Consider the following 21,716-nt stretch of genomic DNA (forward strand, 5'->3'; position numbering starts at 1 on the left):
GCGACACCGGTCCATATCGGGACCACGCAATTCTCGGAGGTTGTCATGAACAAGCTCTCCATCGCCGCCACCGCGCTCTTCCTCGCTTCGACTGCCGCCGCGCATGCCGGCAATTCGATCTCGTTCCAGATCGAGGGCCAGCACATCCGCATCGAGACGCCGCGCAACTGCGCCTCGCTCAATTGCGTGACCATCGTCGCGCCCGGCCTGTCGGACAAGCCGATCAAGCTGAACAACATCAACCTCAACGGCCTTGGCGGCTCCAAGGACGATGACGTCGACACCACGCCGGCACCTGCGACCACACCGGCGCAGCCCACGCCGGCTCCGATGCAGCAGCAGCCAGTGCCGCAAGCGCCGGTGCAGGCTGCGCCCTCCGCACCAGCCGTGAAGGCTCCCGCCGCCCCGGCGGCAACTGTTGCCCCCGCTCCGTCCGTCGGCCTCGACAGCAACACGCAGCTGCCGACCGTCGCGGCGCCCGCGCCCGTTACCGCGCCCGTCGCTGCTGCTCGCGCCCCGGCTCCGGTTGCTGCCGCGCCCGTGGCGGCAGCGAACTCGCCGATCGGCGTCTGGGCGACCGAAGAGAACAAGGGCAACGTCCGCGTCGAACAATGTGGCGCCAATCTCTGCGGTTACGCCGAGAAGACCAACGAGCGCATCCTGATCAACATGAAGTCCGAGGGCTCGAAGTGGAGCGGCCGCATTCGCGACCCCAATTCCGGCCGCAACTACGATTCCACGATCTCGATGAAGGGTCCGAATGCGATGCGCGTGCAGGGCTGCGCCTTCGGCGGCATGTTCTGCGGCGGCCAGACCTGGAAGCGCGTGAGCTGACACGCGGAGCGCGTCATCCCGGGGCGATGCGGAGCATCGAACGTCTCGAAGGATGGCTACAGGCGAAATCGTTCCCATATGCGATTGCCCTGACCGCAAGCGGGGCGAGGTGAAGACAACTCACGCCTCGCCGCGCAGCCAGGCCTTCACCTTCTGCAACAGGCCGTGGCGCAATTCGTCGACGGAGGCCGCTTCGGCGGGTGTCAACGTCTGCAGCCCCGCATAGACGTCGTCACTCGACGGCGTCGGCTCTTGCGCCGGCGATGCCGCCAACCCCGCCGCCGCGAGCGCGATCGGGCCAACCTGGTTGAGAAACGTGCGCTCATATTCGCGCGACAGGCGCCCGATCGCATCGTCCAGCGTCAGCCAGTCGACCGCCTTGATGTCGTTCATCAGCTTACGGACCGGCCCGCCGTCAGCCTCCATCCGCCAGAAATGCACGACCTTGGAGCGCCCGCCGGACTGATAAACCAGCGTGCCCAGAAACTCGTGCACGGCAACGTCGTGGCCGGTCTCCTCCAGCACCTCGCGGTGCGCGGCTTCCTTCGGCGTCTCGCCGTCATCGAGCTTGCCCTTGGGCAGGACCCATTCATTGCGCTTGCGCTGGCGCACCACCGCAACCAGCGGCGTCGAACCCCGCCGCAGCACAATACCACCCGCTGCGATCACCGGCGCCCGTGCCATCGCTCACATCCAATATCGTCGTCCCGGAAACGCGGTATAGACAGCGGGGACGGCGGATTGAAGGCTACTTTCTTCTGAGCAACGCTTGACCGGCGCGAATACGCGTGCCCTCGGCGATGCCGTCACAGAAGGTGAAATCGCCGGGCGCAAGGATGATGATGGTCGAGCCGTGCTCGAACCAGCCGAGCTCCTCGCCCTTGGCCACGTTGACGTCGCAGGGGAAATTGACCGGGCCGCGGGTCTGCGCGTTCAGCACCATGTCGAGGAAGTGCAGGCGGATGCTCGCAACCAGGATCGCGGCAACCGGCACCAGCGTCACGGCTTCACCGGTCGAAAGATGCGTCCGGATCACCGCGCGCTCGTTCTTGCAGAACAGCCGCTCGACGCGCTTGAGCGCGATCGGATTGACGTTCCAGACGTCGCCATGGATCAGCGTCACGCGCTCGATATGGGCATCATAGGGCGCGTGGAAGCGGTGATACATGCTGGAGGTCAGCCGCAGCGTGACGAAGGAGCCGTTGCGGTGCTGCTCGACCAGCGCGGAGTCGCCGAGCAGATCGAGCAGCGAATAGGGCGCGCCCTTGACCTGGAACAGCTCGGTATCGGCGATCTTGCCGTGAGCGCCGACGATGCCATCGGAGGGGCTGGCGACGACCGAAGGATCGGGATCAAAGGGCCGCAGGCCTGGCTTGAGCTCCCGGGTGAAGCAGTCGTGCAGACTGCTAAAATGCGCCTTGCGCGCCTCGGACAGATCGAGATCGGAGAACAGCCTCCACAACGCGATCGAGAAGTCCCGCACGAAGGGATTCTCGATCTTGGAGAACCAGCCCATGAAGCGGGTCAGGGCCGCGCGCGGGATGCGGTTGGTCAACAGGAAGTTGAGGTCTTCCTGCTGGGTGAAAGAGGCGATGAGGGCTTTGACTGTCATGAATCTGTCAGCTCACAGGGTTAGCGCTTGTTGTCATGGAAACGACACTCCCGATTCTCTCGATGTCCGTGGCCGCCGCAGCCTCCGCTGCCGCCGTCCTCCCGAAGATCAAGGCGCGGGTCGAATTGTCCCGCGCCAAGCACCACTCGCTCGCCGGGCACTCCAAGATGTCGCGCCGGGTGGCAAAGCTGCTCCCGTTCTACGAGTTCGGAGAGAACGATTACTTCTCCTGCGACGGCGCGCCGGCGAACATCGCCGCGCAGCGCAAGGATGGCTTCTTCCGCCTCGCCGCCCTCTACGCCCAGCGCTACCCGAAGGGGCGCGCAATGACGAAGGAGGCCGCGGAGAAAATCTCCGATCTGAATTTCACCGAAAGCTATCGTGTCCCGTTCCAGTTCTCGCGTCTCGTTCGCGAGCATCTGGGCACCTCGACCTTCATGGAGTCCTCGCGCGGCGTCACCGTCACGGATGTCGACGGCAACAGCTTCTACGATCTCACGGGATCCTACGGCGTCAACATCTTCGGCAACGACTTCTACAAGGAATGCATCGAAGGCGCCGAGAAGCGCGCGCATGCGCTGGGGCCCGTGCTCGGTCCCTACCATCCCGTGATCCTCGAGAACGTGCAGCGGCTCTGCCAGATCTCGGGCCTCGACGAGGTCTCGTTCCACATGTCCGGCACCGAAGCCGTGATGCAGGCGGTGCGGCTGGCGCGCTACCACACCAAGCGCACGCATCTGGTTCGTTTCGCCGGCGCCTATCACGGCTGGTGGGGCGACGTGCAGCCGGGCGTCGGCAACCCAATTCCCGCGCACGAGACCTACACCCTCGCCGAGACGTCGGAGAAGACCCTGCACGTGCTGCGTACGCGCAAGGACGTCGCCTGCGTGCTGGTCAATCCGCTGCAGGGCCTGCATCCCAACGCCAATGCGCCCGGCGATTCCTCGCTGGTCGATTCCTCGCGCGGCGGCAATTTCGATCGCGCGGCCTACACCGAGTGGCTGAAGAAATTGCGCGAGGTCTGCGACCAACGCGGCATCGTCCTGATCTTCGACGAGGTCTTCGTCGGTTTCCGACTCGCAGCCGGTGGCGCCCAGGAATATTTCGGCGTGCGCGCCGACATGGTGACCTACGGCAAGAGTCTTGCCGGCGGCCTGCCGGTCGGCGTGGTCTGCGGCAAGCGCGAATTGATGCGCCGCTTCCGCGACGACCGCCCCGCCGACATCTGTTTCGCCCGCGGCACCTTCAACTCGCACCCCTACGTCATGACGGCGATGGATGAGTTCCTGAGCCGCCTCGCCAGCCCGAATTTTCGTGCCGTCTATGAGGGCCTCGAGGAGACCTGGAACGGCCGCGTCCAACAACTCAACCAGATGATGGAGGGCGCCGACCTGCCGGTGCGGTTCGCCAACTTCTCGTCGATCTGGACGGTGAAATACACTCTCCCGTCCCGCTACAACTGGATGCTGCAATATTACCTGCGCGCCGAAGGCCTGGCGCTGAGCTGGGTCGGCACCGGCCGGCTGATCTTCAGCCTCAACTACAGCGACGCCGACTTCGCCGAGGTCGCCGAACGCTTCGTCCGCGCCGCGCAGAAGATGAAGGCCGACGGCTTCTGGTGGCACGACGGCGTGCTTACCAACAAGCAGATCAAGCGGCAGATACTGAAAGAGATGCTGGCCAAGCGTTTTGGGCGCTGAGGTCTGCGCTCCCAACACAACCACCGTCATTCCGGGGCGAGGTCCCTCCTCCCCCTCTCCCCGCTTGCGGGGAGAGGGTCGGGGTGAGGGGGACTCTCCACGCACGCGGTGAGTGCTAGCGGACACCCCGCTGACTGGACCCCCGCGGCGAGCCCCCCTCACCCGCCGCGCTACGCGCGTCGGCCTCTCCCCGCACGCGGGGAGAGGCGAAGAGGCCCCCCAGACGTGGATGCCCGGCGCGAGGCCGGGCATGACGTAGCCATCAGACATCGGAGTGTGTTGTGCGCGCCGCGCTCAGGCGTGCTGCTCTTCGAGCACGGGCTCGTCGATGAAGCCCAGCGTATGCTCGGGGTTGAGGTGCAGGCCGGGATCCATCAGCTCGCCGCGCATCAGGGCGAGCGGGGCATTGCGATAGAGCATCAGATCGTGGAACGGGTCGGTCAGGATCTTGGTCATCCAGACGAGGCCGGTCTCGACGTCGCGGATGAAGAACAGGTGCACCGTGCGGAACAGGAGACCGCCGCCGCCGACCACCAGCCAGATCTTCGCCACCTGCCGCATGAAGTCGGTCGCGCTGGCCCAGGGCGTGAACAGGCCGAACAGCGTCGGATCGATGACCAGCACCAACGGCGACAGCGCCCAGATCGCCATCAGCACCACCTTGCGCTGCAGGTTGTAGCCGACCTTGATTTCTTCCTTGTACTCGTGCGTCGCCTGGTTGATGTGGTCGTAGGTGTGCGGCTCGAAGAAGAAGTGACCGGCCTGGCGCGAGGTCATCGACACCAGCCAGCCGACCAGCGCGGAGACCACGGGATCGATGAACAGCCAGACATAGGCGAAGAGGAAGCTCAGCGCGCTGACGAAGTGCAGGCTCTGATTGATGCGGCTGTGGTGATAGTAGCGATGGTCGTCCCAGCGCTGGATCCGCAGCTGCTCGAGATAATTCTTGATCATGCTCTCCCCCAAAATGTTTTCGGGTCCGGAATTACAGGGATTCGATGTAGGCCGTGTGACATCATCATTTTGTCATGTGACGATGTGCAGCGGCGCGATGACGCACGCGACGCGCGAGCTTCTGATCAAGCCGCCTTGGCGACGTCGACCTTGCGGAAGCGCACCAGCGAGAAGTGCCCCAGCGGCGGGATCAAGCGGCGCTCGGCGAGCTCGATGCCATGCGCGCCGGCGAGCCATTTGGCATAGCGCGACCAGGCGAACTCGGCAGTGCGGAAGCCGAGCGGACGCACCACCGGCTGCAGCTTCTGCTCGATGAAGCGGCGCATGCCGGTGTCGGCACTGACGCGGGTGAGAATGATCAGCTCGCCGCCCGGACGCAGCACGCGGGCGAATTCGTCGAGCGCATTCTCCGGATTGGGCACCGCAGTGACGACGTATTGCGCCATCACGACGTCGAAGGAATTGTCCGGAAATTCGAGCTTCTCGGCGTCCATCACCGCGAGGCCCTCGACATTCTTCAGCTTCTGCTCTTTCACGCGGCGGCGCGCCTTGTCCAGCATCGCTTCCGAGATGTCGGTGCCGAAGATGCGCAGGTTCGGCGCGTAGAGCGGCAGCGAGATGCCGGTGCCGACGCCGACCTCGAGCACGCGGCCGCCGATCTTGTTGGTGGCAGCGATCGCGGCCTGCCGGCCCTTGGCGAACACGCCGCCGAACACGAGGTCGTAGACGGGCGCCCAGCGGTCATAGGCCTGCTCGACCGTGCCGCGGGTGAGGTCGAGCTGCTGGGTGCCGTCAAGGTTCATGATCTTAGCCATCGATGAGGTTCTCGCTGTGGTTCCAATTGAAGATCAACCGCGCACCGGCCGCCGCGCCATGCGAGGCGAGGCGCGCAACGCGCGGCTGGGCTGAAGTGAGGTGAGATTGCCGACGAACTGGCGCGCGCTGTTCTCCCAGGAACGCTCCAGCGCGAAATTGCGGCAGGTCTCGCGCGACATGGCGAGCGCGCGCAGGCACGCGGCACGCAGATCGTGATCGATCGCGCCGATCGGGTGATCGGCGATGACGTCCTTCGGACCCGTCACCGGAAACGCCGCGACCGGCGTACCGCAGGCGAGCGCTTCGAGTTGCACCACGCCAAAGGTGTCGGTGAGGCTCGGAAACACGAAGACGTCGGCTGCAGCGAGATGCGCGGTGAGATCCGCGCCCTTCTTCTCGCCGAGGAACACCGCGTCCGGATATTTCTTTTCGAGCGCCGCCTTCTGCGGACCGTCGCCGACGACGACCTTGGTGCCGGGCAGATCGAGCGAGAGGAAAGCTTCGAGATTCTTCTCCACCGCCACGCGCCCCATGGTCATGAAGATCGGGCGCGGCAGGTCGAGCTGGGCCGGAGCGTCGGGATGGAACAGCTCGGTGTCGACGCCGCGCGTCCAGAAGCCGAGCCGCTTGAAGCCGCGCTCGGACAGCTCCTGCCGCAGCGAGGGCGTCGCCACCATGGTCATGGCGGCGGCATCGTGGAAATGGCGCAGCACGGCGTATCCGATGCTCGCCGGGATGCCGGTCCGCACCGAGACATATTCGGGAAAGCGCGTGGTGTAGGAGGTGGTGAAGGCGAGCCGGTTGCGGCGGCAATAGGCCCGCGCGGCCCAGCCGATCGGGCCCTCGGTCGCGATGTGCAGCGCCTCCGGCGCGGCCTTCTCGATCCGCCGCGCGATCTCTTTCCCGCTCGGCAGCGCAATGCGCAGGCCCGGATAGGTCGGCAGCGGCCAGGACGGAAAACCGTCGGGGGTGAGGAAGTCGATCTCGACATCGAGGGCCTTGGCCGCATTCGCCAGCGAGGTCAGCGTCCGGACCACACCGTTGACCTGCGGATGCCAGGCATCGGTCGCGATTAATACCCGCATGGGAAAATCCCGAGAGTTTGATGATTCTCAGGCATCGACCATCAACGAAGGATATTTCAGGCGTGTGACGTCACAGAAGTGTCGGCCGGCTGTTTTGTTCGTTAACGGGCCCACGGAGCCACGAAACCGTCATGAAACAATCCTTGCCGCCATGAAACGTTTTCGGTTTTCCGCGCAAATGTCCCGAAACGTTTTGCCGTTAGGACTTTGGGCAACGGAGCACCGAAACGGTGCCGCGGTGGCAGAGAACACCGAGCAAACAGGGGCGATCACATGTTCAATCTGGACACGTTCAAGACGTTTTCGCGCGCCGTTGCATTCGGCGCAGTCGCGGTCTCTGCAATCGCGTTCGCGGGTGCAGCCAATGCCGCGCCGGTGCAGCTCTTCCCGTTCTTCCAGCCGCTGCCGCCGATGGCCGCGCCGCAGCCGATCCAACCCTATCAACCCTATCAGCCCTATCAGGCGCCGAGCTACCAGACCGAGCCGTCGGAAGAACAGGATACGGTCGAATTGCCGGCCCGCTTCCGCCGCCAGACCGTTTCCTACGCGACGCGCGAAGCGCCGGGCACCATCATCATCGATACGCCCAACACCTATCTCTATTACGTGCTCGGAGGCGGCCAGGCGCTGCGTTACGGCATCGGCGTCGGCCGCGACGGCTTCACCTGGTCCGGCATCCAGTCGGTGAGCCGCAAGGCCGAGTGGCCGGCCTGGACTCCGCCGCCGGAGATGATCGCCCGCCAGCCCTATCTGCCGCGCCACATGGCCGGCGGCCCCGGCAATCCGTTAGGGGCGCGCGCCATGTATCTCGGCGGCACCATCTACCGCATCCACGGCACCAACGCCCCCGAGACCATCGGCAAGCGCGTCTCGTCCGGCTGTATCCGCATGACCAACGAGGACGTCACCGACCTCTATTCCCGCGTCAACGTCGGCACCAAGGTGATCGTGCTGCCGATGACCGAGCGCCGTGCAGACCTCGGCGCCGCGACGCGGTAAAGCGACAGGACATCGTGACGCGAGCGGCCCCGGAACTCACCGGGGCCGTTTTCGTTTGTCCCCGACATGCCGACGCGCGCCTGCTGCAGGCATGGTCCCCGATGGAGGCGCAAATGCAACCACGCCTGCAATCCTCGCCGAGCCCATGGCTGCACGCTCTGGCCGGCGCCGGAGCACTGACGCTGCTCTTGTGCGCGCCCTCCTCGCTCGCGCAGCAACCCGCGAGTGACGACACGGGCCAGCAGGCCTTCAACAATTCCTGCCGCACCTGCCACTCCGTGAAGGAGGGCGACAATCGCCTCGGTCCCAACCTCAACAAGATCGTCGGACGCAAGGCGGGCTCGCTGCCGAACTACAATTACTCCTCGTCAATGAAGGAAGCCGGCTTCGTCTGGGACCAGGACAAGCTCACCCGCTTCATGGTCAAGCCTGACGACGTCGTATCCGGCCACAAGATGCAGCCCTATGGCGGCGTCTCGGCAGAGGAAGCGGCGAAGGTGGTTGCGTATCTGCAGGCGCAGTCGCAATAGCGACCCAGGCCACGCCGGGTCGTCCTTCGCGAAGCGGTCGTCTCGAAGGATGAGGCGTGCACACCACTGGAAGCCGCTCATCGGCTCCGCCGCTCCGCGATCAGCCTCAGCCACGCGGCCGAATGAAACGCGCTCATCAGGAGATACATCGGCACCATCCCGCCGAGCAGAGACCCCTGCCCGGCGCCGCACAGCATGTCCGCCGGGCCGCCGCCGAGCGCGGCGGTCAGAACGGCCATGATCGCAAAGGTCGGCGTGGCCGCCAGCCCCAGCCATCTGGCGAGGTGGCGCGCGGCCACGATACCGTCGCGGCCGGCGCTGGGGACCGCGCTGACGGGAGAGGTCATTTCCGCTCCCCTGCGGCCTCCTCGCGAAACGCCTTCTCGCCGGCGTCCGAGATCTCGACCCATTTCTTATCGGGCGCACCGCCTTCGGTGTAGCTGTCGTGCCAGTTCCACCATTTATAGGTCGGCGTCTGCGGATAGCCCTTGGGAGAGTCCTCCCACACCTCCTGCCGGCCGAGCGGGGTGATGTCGAGATAGTTCCAGGTGCCGCCCATCTGCTCGTCGCCGCGGCTCTTGACGAAATAGGTGCGGAAGATGCGGCTGCCGTCGCGGTAGAACACGTTGGTGCCGTGCCACTCGTCCACGCCGAAATCGGCGTCGAAACTGTCGGTGATGGTGACCCAGGGCATGGTCCAGCCCATCCGCTGCTTCAGCTGCGCAATATCGGCCTGCGGCGCGCGCGAGGCGAACACGAGCGTGGTGTCGCGGGCATTCAAATGCGCGACATGGGCGACCTGGTCCGCCACGATGGAGCAGCCGCGGCAGGCGTGATCGGGCCCCCAGCCGAACACGCCGGGTTCGAAGAAAGCCCGATAGACGATCAGCTGCCGCCGGCCCTGGAACAGGTCGAGCAGACTGAGCTTGCCGCCGGGGCCTTCGAACGCATAGGTTTTGTCCACCGCCATCCACGGCATGCGACGCCGCTCGGCGGCCAGGGCATCGCGGGCACGGGTATGCGCCTTTTCCTTCACGAGCAGTTGCAGACGGGCCGCCTCCCAGTCCTGCGGCGACACCACCGGCGGGGTCTGCATGGCGGTCTTTCCGTTAGTCCCTGCTTTATCTGCTGAAGTCATCATGGTTCTCCAAACTGCTTGCTTGACGTCCTGCCAACGATTTCTGGCACCAGGCGGTTGCGCGGTGGGAGTAACAAGTGTGGCGGGATTGACATGGAGTCGCTGATCACCGCCGCCGCGCGCGCGTTAGAGGCCGGCGATCCGCTCGGCGCGCTGAACCGCGTCGCGCTGCGCAACGACGCGCCGTCGCTGGCGTTGCGCGGCATCGCGATGGCGCAGCTCGGTGATCTCGGCAAAGCAAAGGCGCTGCTGCGCACCGCCGCGCGCGCTTTCGGTCCGCGCGAGGCGGTGGCGCGCGCAAGGTGCATCGTCGCCGAGGCCGAGATCGCGCTGGTCTCGCGCGATCTGAGCTGGCCGGTGAAGACGCTCGCTGCAGCGCGAGCGACGCTCGAAAAGCACGGCGATCTCGCCAACGCCGCCCATGCCGGCCATATCGAGGCGCGCCGCTTGCTTCTGGTCGGGCGCCTTGACGAGGCCGAGCGCACGCTGGCCGAAGTCCGTCCTGCGCCGCTCCCGCCCGCCTCCCAAGTCGTCCGCGAGCTCGTGGTCGCCGGCATCGCAATCAGGCGGCTCAGAACGAAAGACGCGCGCACGGCCCTCGGCCGCGCGGCTCACGCAGCGCGCCTTGCGAAAATCCCGGCGCTCGTGGCCGAGGTCGACAGCGCGAACCTCATACTCGACACGCCGGCGGCACGCCTGATCGCGCGCGGCAGCGAACACCCGCTGCTCCTCGGAGAGGTCGAGAGGCTGGCGACCTCGACAGCGCTCGTCGTGGACACCTTCCATCATGTGGTGCGCAGGCAAGGCGTCATGGTGTCGCTCGGAACGCGTCCCGTGCTGTTCGCGCTCGCTCGTCTGCTGGCGCAGGCATGGCCCGCAGATGTCTTGCGAGAAACGTTGATATCAGGCGCGTTCCAAGCGAGGCACGCCGACGAGTCGCACCGCGCGCGATTGCGCGTCGAGATCGGACGGCTCCGCACCAAGCTCGAGCCTCTCGCCGACGTCAGCGCGACGAAGCAGGGCTTTGTGCTCGCGCCGCGGAAGACGCGCGACGTCCTCGTGCTGGCGCGGCCCGTCGAGGAGAAGCATGCCGCCGTCCTCGCCTTTCTCGCCGACGGCGAGCCATGGTCGAGCTCGGCCCTCGCACTTGCGCTTGGGAACAGTCCGCGCACCGTGCAACGCGCGCTCGAGGAGCTGGCGCGGTCGGGCAAGGTGCAGTGCTTCGGACATGGACGGGCGCGCCGCTGGATGACGCCGCCCATTCCGGGTTTCCCGACAGGCTTGTTACTCCCCACGCCGCTCCTGAAGACGTAGGGTGTGCACCAGTTCAAAGGGATCGAGCACATGAAACGTTCAGCCGCCGAGATCGTCACGGAGTATGGGCCCTTTCCAGGCGTCGAGGCCGTGCATGGTGTCACCTATGACGGCACCCATGTCTGGTTCGCATCCGGCGACAAGTTGAACGCGGTCGATCCCGCCAGCGGCAAGATCGCGCGCTCCATCGACGTCGCCGCGCATGCGGGGACGGCCTTCGACGGCCGCCACCTATTCCAGATCGCCGAGGATCGCATCCAGAAGATCGACGCCGCGACGGGCAAGGTAATCTCCACCATTCCCGCGCCCGGCGGTGGCGGCGATTCAGGTTTGGCCTGGGCGGAAGGCTCGCTCTGGGTCGGTCAATACCGGGAGCGCAAGATCCATCAGATCGATCCGGCCACGGGGAAGGTTCTCCGCACCATCGAAAGCAAGCGCTTCGTCACCGGCGTCACCTGGGTCGACGGCGAGCTTTGGCATGGCACCTGGGAAGGCGAGGACAGCGACATCAGGCGGGTCGATCCCGAGACCGGCAAGGTGCTGGAGCAACTCGACCTGCCCGCAGGAACGATGGTCTCGGGACTGGAGTCGGACGGCGGCGATCGCCTGTTCTGCGGTGGCGGCAGTGCCGGCAAAGTGAGAGCGGTCCGCCGCCCCCGGCGCAGCTCGATGCGCTGACGGCCTGAGAAGACGGCCACGGCGCATTCGCAGCCGTTAACCTGTTCGCCCCAATTCCACCCCACCGGTGCGCTCTAGCGCCCTCCTCGCCCGCCCTGTAAAATCCCCGCCGGGGCGGCTTGGGGGATTGATGCGACTTACGTGGAATTTGAAGACCATCCTGATCGGCGTCGCAGTGCTCGCGGCGTCGTTCTTCATCAGCCTGAAGGCGATGGACTTGCTGTCGCCGCGCGCGACGAATTCGGCGACGCCGGTCGTCGCGCAATTGCCGCCGCTGCCGCCGGCTTCGAAGAGCTCGATCGTGGTCGCACCGGTCGCCATCGCGCTGTCGGCGATCCGTGAGCAGGCCGAGAAGGCTGCACCGCGCAATTTCGCCGGGAAGGCCGACAACCCAATCTCGCAGATCCTGGAGAACGCCGATATCGGCTGGTCCGCCGTGCGCGGGCCGATGGCGGCCACTGGCGACAATGACGTGCTGACGATCTCGACCCCGCTCACAGGCAAGCTCAATGTGACCGGCTCGCTGTCATCCAAAGCCACAGGCGCGCTTGGCGACGCGCTCGGCGGCGTGCTCGGTGGCGATGCGGCAAAACGGATCGGCGCGGTCAACATCAAGAATTTGAACGCCAGCGCCGAGATCAAGGGCAACGTGGTCGTCACCTCGCGCCCGAAGCTCGCCGCCGCCTGGCACCTGGAGCCCAATCTCGGCGCCCAGGTCAATCTCGGCGATACCAATCTCAACGTCGCCGGCGCCAAGGTCAACGTGCCGGCGCAGGTGAAGCCGCTGATCGACAAGACCGTCGGCGAGCAGATCAACGCCGTCTCCGAGCGCATCCGCAACGATCCATCGCTGCGGGAGAACGCCAGGGCGCAATGGACCAAGGCCTGCCGCTCGATCCCGCTGCAAGGATCTAGCTCCTCGGCCGCGCTGCCGCCGCTCTGGCTCGAGATGAAACCGGTCCGCGCCATCGCCGCGCAGCCGCGCGTCGATGCGCAGGCCGTGACGCTGCTGCTCGGCCTCGAAGCCGAGACACGCGTGACCTCGACATCGACCAAGCCCGACTGTCCGTTCCCCGACAAGATCTCGATCGTGCCGCCGACCGGCACAGGCGTGAACATCGGCGTCCCGATCGACGTGCCCTTCACCGAGATCAACAAGCTGATCGCAGCCCAGATGGTTGGCCGCACCTATCCCGAGGACGGCTCCGGCCCGGTCGACGTCACCGTCAAGAGCGCCAACGTCGTCCCCTCGGGCGACCGGCTGCTGATCTCGCTTCTGGTGCGCGCCAAGGAGAAGAAGAGCTGGTTCGGCCTCGGCGCCGAGGCGACCGTGCACATCTGGGGCCGGCCGATGCTCGACCAGGCGCGGCAGATGCTGCGGCTCGCCGACATCGAGCTCGCGGTCGAGTCCGAAGCGGCCTTCGGCCTCTTGGGAGCGGCGGCGCGCGCGGTCGTGCCGCAGATGCAGCAGGCGCTGCTGCAGAAGGCAACGCTCGATCTGAAGCCTATCGCTGCGAACGCCCGCGAGAAGATCGCGGCCGCAATCGCCGACTACCAGAAGAGCGAGGACGGCCTCAAGGTCGAGGCCAAGATCGACAGCCTGACTCTCGCCGACATCGCCTTCGATTCCAAGACGCTGCGCGTGGTCGCCGAAGCCGGCGGCTCGCTGAATGTGTATGTGACGAAGCTGTCGGGGATGTAGCGCGCCCACTCGCCGGGCCCGCACGCCTCTTCGTTGCTTGCACCGCTGGCATTCTCGCTGGAGGATGCTAATCTCGCACGGCATTGTTAGGGGACAACGCGAGGACAACATGAAAGCCGGCATGGTCACACCCGCGCCGGCGCTGGTGCGTTTTTCCGGCATTCAGAAGACCTATGATGGCGAGCATCTCGTGGTGAAAAACCTCGATCTCGACATCAGGAAGGGCGAGTTCATCACCCTGCTCGGCCCGTCGGGCTCGGGCAAGACGACCACGCTGATGATGCTGGCCGGCTTCGAGGTTCCGACGCATGGCGAGATCTACCTCGCGGACCGGCCGATCAAGAACGTGCCGCCGCACAAGCGCGACATCGGCATGGTGTTCCAGAACTACGCGCTGTTTCCGCACCTGACGATCGCGGAAAACATCGCCTTCCCGCTATCGGTTCGCAAGTCGAACAAGGCGGAAACGCAGGAGCGCGTAGCTGCGGCGTTGCGCATGATCAAGATGGAAACCCTGGCCCACCGGCGGCCCGGGCAACTGTCCGGCGGGCAGCAGCAGCGCGTGGCGCTGGCCCGCGCGCTGGTCTTCAATCCGCAGCTCGTGCTGATGGACGAGCCCCTGGGCGCCCTGGACAAGCGCCTGCGGGAGCAGATGCAGCTGGAGATCAAGCAGCTGCACGAGACGATGGGCATCACGATCGTCTACGTCACTCACGATCAGAGCGAAGCGCTCACCATGTCGGACCGCATCGCCGTGTTCAACGACGGCATCGTGCAGCAGATCGACAAGCCCGACGCGCTGTATGAGCATCCGGTGAACAGCTTCGTCGCCCATTTCATCGGCGAGAACAATGTGCTGGCCGGTACCGTCGAGACGATCGACACGGACTATTGCCGCGTCGCGCTGGCCGGTGGCGGCGCCGTGACCGCACGGGCGGTCAACGTGTCAGGCGCGGGCGCATCGACCTCCCTGTCGGTGCGGCCGGAGCGTGTCGCCATTGTCCCGAACGGCACCTCCGGCGAAGGACCGAACCGGCTGGCGGCCAGAGTGCAGAACACCATCTATCTCGGCGACCACGCGCTGGCCGTGCTCGATGTCGCCGGCAACGGGGAGTTCATGGTGAAGCTTCAGCCGGGCGCGCATGACAGCCTGAGACATGGCGAGGCCGTATTCATCACCTTCCGCCCGGAGGACTGCCTCGCCCTCGATCCCGTCTGATCTACCGACAGCGGAGCTGAAACAATCAATGTCAATGCAACTCACATGAAGAAGGAACGAAGACCATGCTGAAGCGCAAGATTGCTCTGGGTTTCGCCGCGGCGTTCAGCGCCAGCGCTGCGCTGGTTACGATCGCAGAGGCGCGTGACCTCACGGTCGTCTCGTGGGGCGGCGCATATCAGGATGCCCAGAAGAAGGTCTATTTCGAGCCGTTCAAGAAGGCGTCCGGCGTTGCGATGAACGACGAATCCTGGGACGGCGGCGTCGGCGTGTTGCGCGCCAAGGTGCAGGGAGGTGCCGCCACCTGGGACGTCGTCCAGGTCGAGAGCGACGAGCTCGCGGTCGGCTGCGAGGAAGGCCTGTTCGAGAAGCTGGACTATTCCAAGATCGGCGGCGAGGCCGCCTATATCCCGCCGTCGGTCAACGCTTGCGGCGTCGGCGCCATCCTCTACGATTTCGTGCTCGGCTACGACAAGGACAAGCTGAAGCAGGCTCCTAACGGCTGGGCCGACTTCTTCGATACCAAGAAGATTCCGGGCAAGCGCGCCTTGCGTCAGGGCCCGAAGACGACGCTGGAGATCGCGCTCATGGCCGACGGCGTCGCACCGAAGGACGTCTACAAGGTGCTGGCGACCGACGAAGGCGTCGATCGCGCCTTCAAGAAGCTTGACACTATCAAGGGCGACATCGTCTGGTGGAAGGCCGGTGCCCAGCCGCCGCAATTGCTCGCCTCCGGCGAGGTGGCGATGACCTCGGTCTACAATGGACGCATCGATACCGCGAACAAGAACGAGAAGAAGAACTTCGGCATGGTGTGGGACGGCGCGCTGTTCACTCTCGACAGCTGGGTCATCCTGAAGGGGAGCCCGAACAAGGACGCTGCCTACAAGTTCCTCGACTTCGTCGGCAAGGCGGAGAACCAGTCAAAGCTATCGGAGAACATTGCCTATGGCACCTCGAACAAGGACGCAGCCGCCCGGCTCGCGCCCGCCGTCCTGAAGGACCTGCCGACAGCGCCTGACAACATCAAGAACGCGGTCGAGATCAACGTTGCCTTCTGGCTCGAGAACATCGACCGCCTGACCGAGCGCTTCAACAAATGGGCCGCGAAATAACGCGCGACAGCACCGGCGTGCGGCGCGCATTGCAAGCCGTCTCGTTGCGGCCATCCTTCGAGACGCCCGCCTTGGGCGGGCTCCTCAGGATGAGGACGGAGGTTGGGGCGACGTCTTTACAGGCACCGCTATCAATGAGCCTCATCATGAGGAGACCGCGAAGCGGTCGTCTCGAAGGACGAGGCGCTTGCTCAGGCTGCTCCAAGAGGCTTTCTCCATGACAGCAGCGCCCGCGATCGGCGCCGATACCAGGGCCGAGGTGCCGCTCAAGCGCCGATTGAGGCGCGCAGAGCGGGCACGCCAGGTCAAGGCATTGGCGCTGGTCCTGCCGCTGCTCGTCTTCCTGCTCTTCACCTTCGCTGGGCCCATTGCCGGCATGCTGTGGCGCTCGGTCGATGACCGCGAGGTACGCCAAGTCCTCCCCCAAACCATAGCTGCTCTCGCCAGCTGGGACGGCAGGGACCTGCCGGACGAGGCCGCCTACGCGGCGCTGGCAAGCGATATCCTGGCCGCGCGCGCCGCCGGCACGATCGCGATTGCGGCCAAGCGGCTCAACTACGCGCTGAACGGCTTCCGCACGATCCTGACCAGCACGGCGCGCAATCTGAAGGCGGCCCCGGAGCGAGGGACGGCAAAGGAGACATTGGGCAAGATCAATCCGGCCTGGCGCGAACGCGCCACCTGGACGACCATCAAGGACGCCGGCGGCCCGGTGACCGGCTTCTACCTTCTCGCCGCGCTCGACCTTGTCAGGAATGCGGACGGCACGATCGTCGCAGCCCCGCCTGATCAAGCCATCTACCGTGACATTTTCGCCCGTACCTTCCTCATCAGCATCAGTGTCACGGCCCTCTGCCTGATCCTCGGCTTCCCCGTCGCTTACCTCTTGGCGACGCTGCCGCCGGCCCGCTCGAACCTGCTGATGATCTTCGTCCTGCTGCCGTTCTGGACCTCGCTTCTGGTCCGCACCTGCGCCTGGATCGTCCTGTTGCAGAGCAAGGGCGTCGTGAACGACAGCCTGCACTGGCTTGGCATCATCGACGAGCCGTTGCGCCTGATCTACAACCGCTTCGGCGTCTGCGTGGCCATGACCCACGTGCTCCTGCCGTTCATGATCCTGCCGCTGTACAGCAGCATGAAGGCGATCTCGCCTGCTTACATGCGTGCCGCCGCCTCGCTTGGTGCGCCGCCTCTCACCGCTTTCCTGCGGATCTACCTGCCGCAAACCCTGCCCGGCATCGGCGCCGGAAGCCTGCTCGTCTTCATTCTGGCGCTCGGCTACTACATCACGCCGGCCCTCGTCGGCGGCGCCGCCGACCAGATGATCAGCTACTTCATCGCGCTCTACACGACCGAGACCGCCAATTGGGGCCTTGCTTCGGCACTGGGAGCGGTGCTGCTGCTGGCCACGCTTCTGCTCGCCCTCGTCTACGGCAAGCTGGTGCAGGGCCAGCAGGTCACGGGAGGCATGAAGAATTGAGCGACAATTCCTCCCTCCGCACGCCCAGCCAGCGCATCGCCTGGACCGCGACCATCGTCCTTTCGACGCTGGTGTTCATCTTCCTGATCGCGCCGATCCTTGCGATCATGCCGCTGTCCTTCAGCTCGGGCTCGTACCTCACGTATCCACTGCCGGGACTTTCCTTGCGCTGGTACGACGACTTCATCAATTCGCCGCGCTGGATGAATTCGCTCAAGAACAGCATGATCATCGGCGTCGCCTCGACGCTGCTGTCCATGGTCCTTGGCACGCTGGCCGCGCTGGGGCTGGCGCAATGGAAGAGCCGGTTCAAACCGCTCGTACTGGCCTTCGTGCTGTCGCCGGTCGTCGTGCCCGGGGTCATCACCGCGGTCGGCCTTTATTTCTTTTTCGCACCGATCGGACTGACCGGCAGCTATCTCGGCCTGATCCTGGCTCATACCGCGCTGGCGACACCCTTCGTGGTGATCACGGTCGGCGCGACGCTGCAAAGCTTCGACACCAATCTGGCGCGCGCCGCCGCCTCGCTCGGCGCCTCGCCAATCTACGCGTTCCGACGCGTGATCCTGCCGCTGATCCTGCCCGGCCTCGCCTCGGGCGCGCTGTTCGCCTTCGCGACCAGCTTCGATGAGGTGGTGATCGTGCTGTTCATGGCAGGTCCCGAGCAGCGCACCCTGCCGCGCGAGATGTTCAGCGGCATCCGCGAGAACATCAGCCCAACCATCACGGCAGCGGCGGTGATTTTGACGACAATCTCGGTCATCCTCCTCGCCACCCTGGAAGGCCTGCGCCGGCGCAACGAACGGCTCAAGGGCAGCGGCAGTTGAGCGGCAGCGCCGCATCCGGCGAGGTGAACAGGACACGACAGCGCGCCCAGTGAAAACCGGGCGCGCTTCGTTCAGGCGGTTACGCGAGCCGCATTACTCCGAGTACTTGAACTCGGGCATGTTCTTCAGCTCGTCCTTGCTCGCATTGAACACGGCGTGGTCCGGATACCACTTCGACGAGGTCGTGGTCGCCGCAGGCTTGTCGGTTCCGGTCGCCGCGCCGGTCGTCGTGGTCGAGGCCGGCCGACCGGGCGGGCTGGTGGCCGCCGTGCCGCTGTAGGCGACGGGCTCGTTGACGAACTTCAGCTTCTCGTAGGGCACCGCAACCAGATGCTCGCCCATGCCGAGGAAGCCGCCGACGCCGATCACGGCGATCTTGATGGCGCCGCTCTTGTCCATCAGGAGATCGTTGATCGAGCCGATGTTCTCTTTGGCCTCGTTATAGACCTTCACGCCCGACATTTTCGACACACGCCACTGGTCGGACGCGCTCGTCGTCGTGGCGGTAGCCGCGGCCGGCGCCTTGTCGGTAGTGGCGGGCGGCGTTTGCGCGAACGCAGCGGTCGCGAGCAGTGCTGTGCCGGCAAGGCCGGCGACGATCGATTTCATCATGGTGTCCTCTCCTTCAACGAAAACCTTGTGCGGAGAAAACAGCGCTGATCACGCGCAGTTCCGTGCGCGCCGCAATTTCGTCGCGCAATGCGCGAGCGGAGAACTCACAAGGCTTGTTCCTGCGTCACTCAGGAACATTTTGCGATGCACGGTTCCCCGCCGACAACCATGCGCCCTGGGGTGAAGCATGACCGCGGCGAGGACCGCGCCGACCTGACGTCGCCTGGGTCAGCTCTCGTAGTCGATCAGAAGGGCGGAGAAGCTCGAATTGCCGGTTGAGCTGCCGTTGGCACCATACGACGATGCAGACGATTGCGATTGCTGGAGCGCCTGGAGGAATTGCTGGAGGATATCCTTGGTCGTCGCGTCGGCCGACGCGCTGCCGGTCGTGTCGGTCGTCGACGAATCCGACGAATTGTCGTCCGGCGACGGATCGCCCGCGCCGCCGGGACCGCTCGCGAAGGCGGACTGAAACACGCTCTTCAGCTCCTCGGCCTGGTCGGAGGTCAGCGTCCCGTTCGAGACTTCGTTCGAGATGAGATCGTCGATCTTCGACTGCATCTCCTCCTTGGAGGGACGCGTGCCGCTCGACTGACCGCCTGCCCGGCTCCGCTGGAGCGCGGTGTCGATGTCGGTCAACGCCGTCGACAGCGCGGACTGGTCCGACGACGAGATCGTGCCGGCGGAGACTTGCGATTGCAATTCCTGCTGCAGCCGCTGCAACGGCGACTGGTGGCTGCCGGCGGAGGCCGCCGAAATCGAGGTCATGATGGCTCCGTGATTCTTGCGGGGTTTCGTGGCGAACGGCGTCACCGTATGGTTAGCGGCCTTAATGAGATCTTGTCGTTCCACCGCCCGTCATGTCCCGGCATTGCGACGGGACTTATGGAAACACTCTGAAACAAAAATCTTCGCCATTTGGCCTGAATCTTGGACAAACAAAGCGCATGGCCATTCCCAATCCCAATATCCTGGTCGTCGAGGACGACCGCGAGACCCGGACGTTGATTGCGAAGTATCTGCGCAACAACGCCTGCAACGTCACCGCCGTGAGCGACGGCCGCGAGATGTCTCGCGCCATGACCGATCACCGCGTCGACCTCATCATTCTCGATGTCATGCTGCCTGGCGAGGACGGCCTCAGCCTATGCCGCAAGGTGCGCGCCGAATCGCAGACGCCGATCATCATGCTGACCGCGCGCGGCGAGGACGTCGATCGCATCGTCGGCCTCGAAATGGGCGCGGACGACTATCTGCCGAAGCCGTTCAATCCGCGCGAGCTGCTCGCCCGCATCAACGCGGTGCTGCGCCGTCAGGCCGCGGCGCTGGCGGCGAGCACGATCGCGGGCGCCTCCACGCTCGCCTTCGAAGGCTGGCGCATCGATCTGCGCCTGCGCGAATTGCGCAATCCCGAAGGCGCGCGCGTCGCGGTGACCAGCGCCGAGTTCGATCTCTTGCGCACGTTCTGCGAGCGCCCCGGCCGCGTGCTGTCGCGCGACAGCCTGCTCGACCTCACGCAAGGACGCACCACCGGCTCGTTCGAGCGCTCCATCGACGTGCTGGTCAGCCGCATCCGCCGCAAGATCGAGCCCAATCCGGCCGATCCCACCCTCATCAAGACGGTGCGCTCCGGCGGCTATCTGTTCACGCCCCGAACCGAGGTCGCCAGAACTGAGGCAGCAAGCCCCGAAGCGGTCGCAGTGCCCCTGAGCAGCTGACGGGCCGACGATGAAGCCGTTCTCGTTCTTCCACCTCAAGGGCATCGGCGGGCAGATCGCCGCACTGGTGCTGGCCTCGACAGTGGCGCTCCATCTCGTCGTCACCACCGCCTTCCTGATCAGCCGGCCGGACCGCCCTGTTGCCTCGCCGGACAGGGCGCATCAACTGGCCGATGCCGCGCTGCTGCTCGGCGCGGCGGAGGCGAGCGAGCGTCCGCGCCTCGCCACCGATCTCGCGCGCGCCTTCCCCAGGCTCGGCATCGAGGTGCTGGCGCCCGGCACGGCAAATCTCGAGGAGAGCGACAGCCTGCATCTGCGCGCGATGCGCCGCCATCTCGGCCGCGCCTTCAAGACCGGACTGCTGGCATCAGGCAGTATCGAGCCCCGTATCGGCGTGCAATTGCCCGACGGGACCGTGATCGCGGGCCATGTCGATGGCGGCCCGCGGCCGTGGTTCTGGGGCGGGCCCTGGCTGACCGCGCTGATGAGCGCCTTCATCTGCGTCACCGTGCTTGGCCTGTGGGCGGCGCGTGCGCTGACGAGGCCGCTGTCGTCCTTCGCCAAGGCCGCGGAGACCTTCAGTCTCGACGGCACCGCCGAGCCGCTGCCCGAGCGCGGCCCGGAAGAGATCCGCTCAGTGGCGCGCGCGCTCAACCGCATGCACGAGCGGATCGCGCGGCTGATGTCGGACCGCACCAGGATGCTGGCCGCGATCAGCCACGATCTGCGCACGCCGATCACGCGGCTGCGCCTGCGTGCCGAGTTCATCGAGGACGAGGGCAACCGCAAGCGCATGCTGATCGATCTCGACCAGATGCGCGCGATGCTGGAATCGGTGCTGTCGCTCTTGCGCAACGATCGCAAGATCGAGGCGGTGACGCTGGTCGACATCGCCAGCACGCTGCAGCTGGTCGCCGATCAGTTCGGCGACGTGGGCCATGTCGTGCATTACGATGGGCCGGCGTCCGCGACCGCCGCCGCGCGGCCCGACGATCTGCATCGCGGCGTCACCAATCTGGTCGAGAACGCGGTGCGGTTCGGCGCCGAGGTGACGATCCGCCTCGACGTCTCGGACACCACGCTCGTCATCGACGTCGAGGACGACGGCCCCGGCATTTCGGATGCGCGCAAGCAGGAAGTGCTGGAGCCGTTCGTGCGCGGCGACGACGCGCGCACCATGGACGAGTCCACCGGCTTCGGGCTCGGCCTCTCGATCGCGCGCGCGATCGCGCTCGCCCATGGCGGCGAGCTGTCGCTGCACGACCGCAAGCCGCATGGCTTGATCGTGCGGATGCAATTGCCGGTGTGGCAGGGGCCGCGGCTGGCGGCTTGGCGCATGATCCGGACCCGAAGGGCCGCGTTAGCGCAAAGTGTGTAGCGGTT

22 protein-coding genes are annotated in these 21,716 nt (G+C 65.6%); 13 read left to right on the plus strand and 9 right to left on the minus strand.

Annotation, left to right across the window (positions count from 1 at the left end):
* The first annotated feature begins 45 nt into the window (after positions 1-45).
* Entirely contained in the window at positions 46-834 is a 789-nt protein-coding gene (locus tag ACVIIV_RS00360) for a DUF2147 domain-containing protein (RefSeq protein WP_456742388.1), read from the plus strand.
* Positions 835-954: 120 nt separating this feature from the next.
* Here the strand turns inward: ACVIIV_RS00360 and ACVIIV_RS00365 are convergent, their stop codons facing one another.
* Both ACVIIV_RS00365 and asd read right to left on the minus strand, forming a co-directional pair.
* Complete coding sequence (locus ACVIIV_RS00365) at positions 955-1,518, minus strand: NUDIX hydrolase (protein ID WP_456742389.1); 564 nt, start codon at positions 1,516-1,518, stop codon at positions 955-957.
* 64 nt (positions 1,519-1,582) lie between these two features.
* Positions 1,583-2,446: an archaetidylserine decarboxylase gene (gene asd, locus ACVIIV_RS00370; RefSeq protein WP_456742390.1), complete on the minus strand. Its 864-nt coding sequence runs from the start codon at positions 2,444-2,446 to the stop codon at positions 1,583-1,585.
* A gap of 35 nt (positions 2,447-2,481) precedes the next feature.
* Here asd and ACVIIV_RS00375 point away from each other — a divergent pair, with 35 nt between their 5' ends.
* The gene (locus ACVIIV_RS00375; RefSeq protein ID WP_456742391.1) at positions 2,482-4,146 is read left to right on the plus strand and encodes an aminotransferase class III-fold pyridoxal phosphate-dependent enzyme; all 1,665 of its coding nucleotides are present in this window, start codon (positions 2,482-2,484) and stop codon (positions 4,144-4,146) included.
* A gap of 294 nt (positions 4,147-4,440) precedes the next feature.
* On the opposite strand, the gene ACVIIV_RS00380 is transcribed toward ACVIIV_RS00375, so the two are convergent.
* The 3 genes from ACVIIV_RS00380 to ACVIIV_RS00390 all read right to left on the minus strand — a co-directional run bounded on the left by ACVIIV_RS00380 (position 4,441) and on the right by ACVIIV_RS00390 (position 7,001).
* Positions 4,441-5,100: a hypothetical protein gene (locus ACVIIV_RS00380; protein ID WP_456742392.1), complete on the minus strand. Its 660-nt coding sequence runs from the start codon at positions 5,098-5,100 to the stop codon at positions 4,441-4,443.
* Between the two features lie 125 nt (positions 5,101-5,225).
* On the minus strand, positions 5,226-5,915 hold the full coding sequence (locus ACVIIV_RS00385; protein ID WP_456742393.1) for a methyltransferase domain-containing protein: 690 nt from the start codon (positions 5,913-5,915) through the stop codon (positions 5,226-5,228).
* Between the two features lie 33 nt (positions 5,916-5,948).
* Positions 5,949-7,001 (minus strand): glycosyltransferase family 4 protein, encoded by a 1,053-nt coding sequence (locus ACVIIV_RS00390; protein ID WP_456742394.1) that lies wholly within the window; start codon positions 6,999-7,001, stop codon positions 5,949-5,951.
* A 273-nt stretch (positions 7,002-7,274) separates the two neighbouring features.
* On the opposite strand from ACVIIV_RS00390, the gene ACVIIV_RS00395 reads away from it, so the two are divergent.
* Together ACVIIV_RS00395 and ACVIIV_RS00400 are read left to right on the plus strand one after the other, a co-directional pair.
* Positions 7,275-8,000, plus strand: a complete 726-nt coding sequence (locus tag ACVIIV_RS00395; RefSeq protein WP_456742395.1) for a L,D-transpeptidase — start codon at positions 7,275-7,277, stop codon at positions 7,998-8,000.
* A gap of 113 nt (positions 8,001-8,113) precedes the next feature.
* Positions 8,114-8,530 (plus strand): c-type cytochrome, encoded by a 417-nt coding sequence (locus ACVIIV_RS00400; RefSeq protein WP_456742396.1) that lies wholly within the window; start codon positions 8,114-8,116, stop codon positions 8,528-8,530.
* A gap of 77 nt (positions 8,531-8,607) precedes the next feature.
* Here ACVIIV_RS00400 and ACVIIV_RS00405 read toward each other — a convergent pair whose 3' ends face one another.
* The gene (locus ACVIIV_RS00405) at positions 8,608-8,877 is read right to left on the minus strand and encodes a hypothetical protein (RefSeq protein ID WP_456742397.1); all 270 of its coding nucleotides are present in this window, start codon (positions 8,875-8,877) and stop codon (positions 8,608-8,610) included.
* A complete protein-coding gene (locus ACVIIV_RS00410) occupies positions 8,874-9,671 on the minus strand; it encodes a DUF899 domain-containing protein (protein WP_456742398.1) in 798 nt (265 codons plus the stop codon). Before ACVIIV_RS00410 ends, ACVIIV_RS00405 begins: the two co-directional genes overlap by 4 nt.
* A 90-nt stretch (positions 9,672-9,761) precedes the next feature.
* Between ACVIIV_RS00410 and ACVIIV_RS00415 the strand changes: the two genes are divergently transcribed.
* The 7 genes from ACVIIV_RS00415 (at position 9,762) to ACVIIV_RS00445 (ending at position 18,003) form a co-directional block, all read left to right on the plus strand.
* Complete coding sequence (locus ACVIIV_RS00415; RefSeq protein WP_456742399.1) at positions 9,762-10,982, plus strand: helix-turn-helix domain-containing protein; 1,221 nt, start codon at positions 9,762-9,764, stop codon at positions 10,980-10,982.
* A 30-nt stretch (positions 10,983-11,012) separates the two neighbouring features.
* Entirely contained in the window at positions 11,013-11,660 is a 648-nt protein-coding gene (locus ACVIIV_RS00420; RefSeq protein WP_456742400.1) for a Vgb family protein, read from the plus strand.
* A 130-nt stretch (positions 11,661-11,790) separates the two neighbouring features.
* A complete protein-coding gene (locus ACVIIV_RS00425) occupies positions 11,791-13,362 on the plus strand; it encodes a DUF4403 family protein (RefSeq protein ID WP_456742401.1) in 1,572 nt (523 codons plus the stop codon).
* A gap of 109 nt (positions 13,363-13,471) precedes the next feature.
* Entirely contained in the window at positions 13,472-14,581 is a 1,110-nt protein-coding gene (locus tag ACVIIV_RS00430) for an ABC transporter ATP-binding protein (protein ID WP_456742402.1), read from the plus strand.
* 65 nt (positions 14,582-14,646) lie between these two features.
* On the plus strand, positions 14,647-15,696 hold the full coding sequence (locus ACVIIV_RS00435) for an ABC transporter substrate-binding protein (protein WP_456742403.1): 1,050 nt from the start codon (positions 14,647-14,649) through the stop codon (positions 15,694-15,696).
* 217 nt (positions 15,697-15,913) lie between these two features.
* On the plus strand, positions 15,914-17,176 hold the full coding sequence (locus ACVIIV_RS00440) for an ABC transporter permease (protein WP_456742404.1): 1,263 nt from the start codon (positions 15,914-15,916) through the stop codon (positions 17,174-17,176).
* The gene (locus tag ACVIIV_RS00445; protein ID WP_456742405.1) at positions 17,173-18,003 is read left to right on the plus strand and encodes an ABC transporter permease; all 831 of its coding nucleotides are present in this window, start codon (positions 17,173-17,175) and stop codon (positions 18,001-18,003) included. Before ACVIIV_RS00440 ends, ACVIIV_RS00445 begins: the two co-directional genes overlap by 4 nt.
* Before the next feature lie 93 nt (positions 18,004-18,096).
* On the opposite strand, the gene ACVIIV_RS00450 is transcribed toward ACVIIV_RS00445, so the two are convergent.
* Together ACVIIV_RS00450 and ACVIIV_RS00455 are read right to left on the minus strand one after the other, a co-directional pair.
* Positions 18,097-18,615, minus strand: coding sequence for a PRC-barrel domain-containing protein (locus ACVIIV_RS00450; RefSeq protein WP_456742406.1), 519 nt, complete (start codon positions 18,613-18,615; stop codon positions 18,097-18,099).
* 228 nt (positions 18,616-18,843) lie between these two features.
* A complete protein-coding gene (locus ACVIIV_RS00455; protein ID WP_456742407.1) occupies positions 18,844-19,383 on the minus strand; it encodes a hypothetical protein in 540 nt (179 codons plus the stop codon).
* A 179-nt stretch (positions 19,384-19,562) separates the two neighbouring features.
* On the opposite strand from ACVIIV_RS00455, the gene ACVIIV_RS00460 reads away from it, so the two are divergent.
* Positions 19,563-20,333 carry a response regulator gene (locus tag ACVIIV_RS00460; RefSeq protein WP_456742408.1) on the plus strand — a complete coding sequence of 257 codons (771 nt, stop codon included), beginning with the start codon at positions 19,563-19,565 and terminating at the stop codon, positions 20,331-20,333.
* A gap of 10 nt (positions 20,334-20,343) precedes the next feature.
* The gene (locus tag ACVIIV_RS00465) at positions 20,344-21,711 is read left to right on the plus strand and encodes an ATP-binding protein (protein ID WP_456742409.1); all 1,368 of its coding nucleotides are present in this window, start codon (positions 20,344-20,346) and stop codon (positions 21,709-21,711) included.
* The last annotated feature ends 5 nt before the right edge of the window (positions 21,712-21,716 follow it).

The sequence above is a fragment of the Bradyrhizobium sp. USDA 4354 genome, assembly GCF_054060315.1.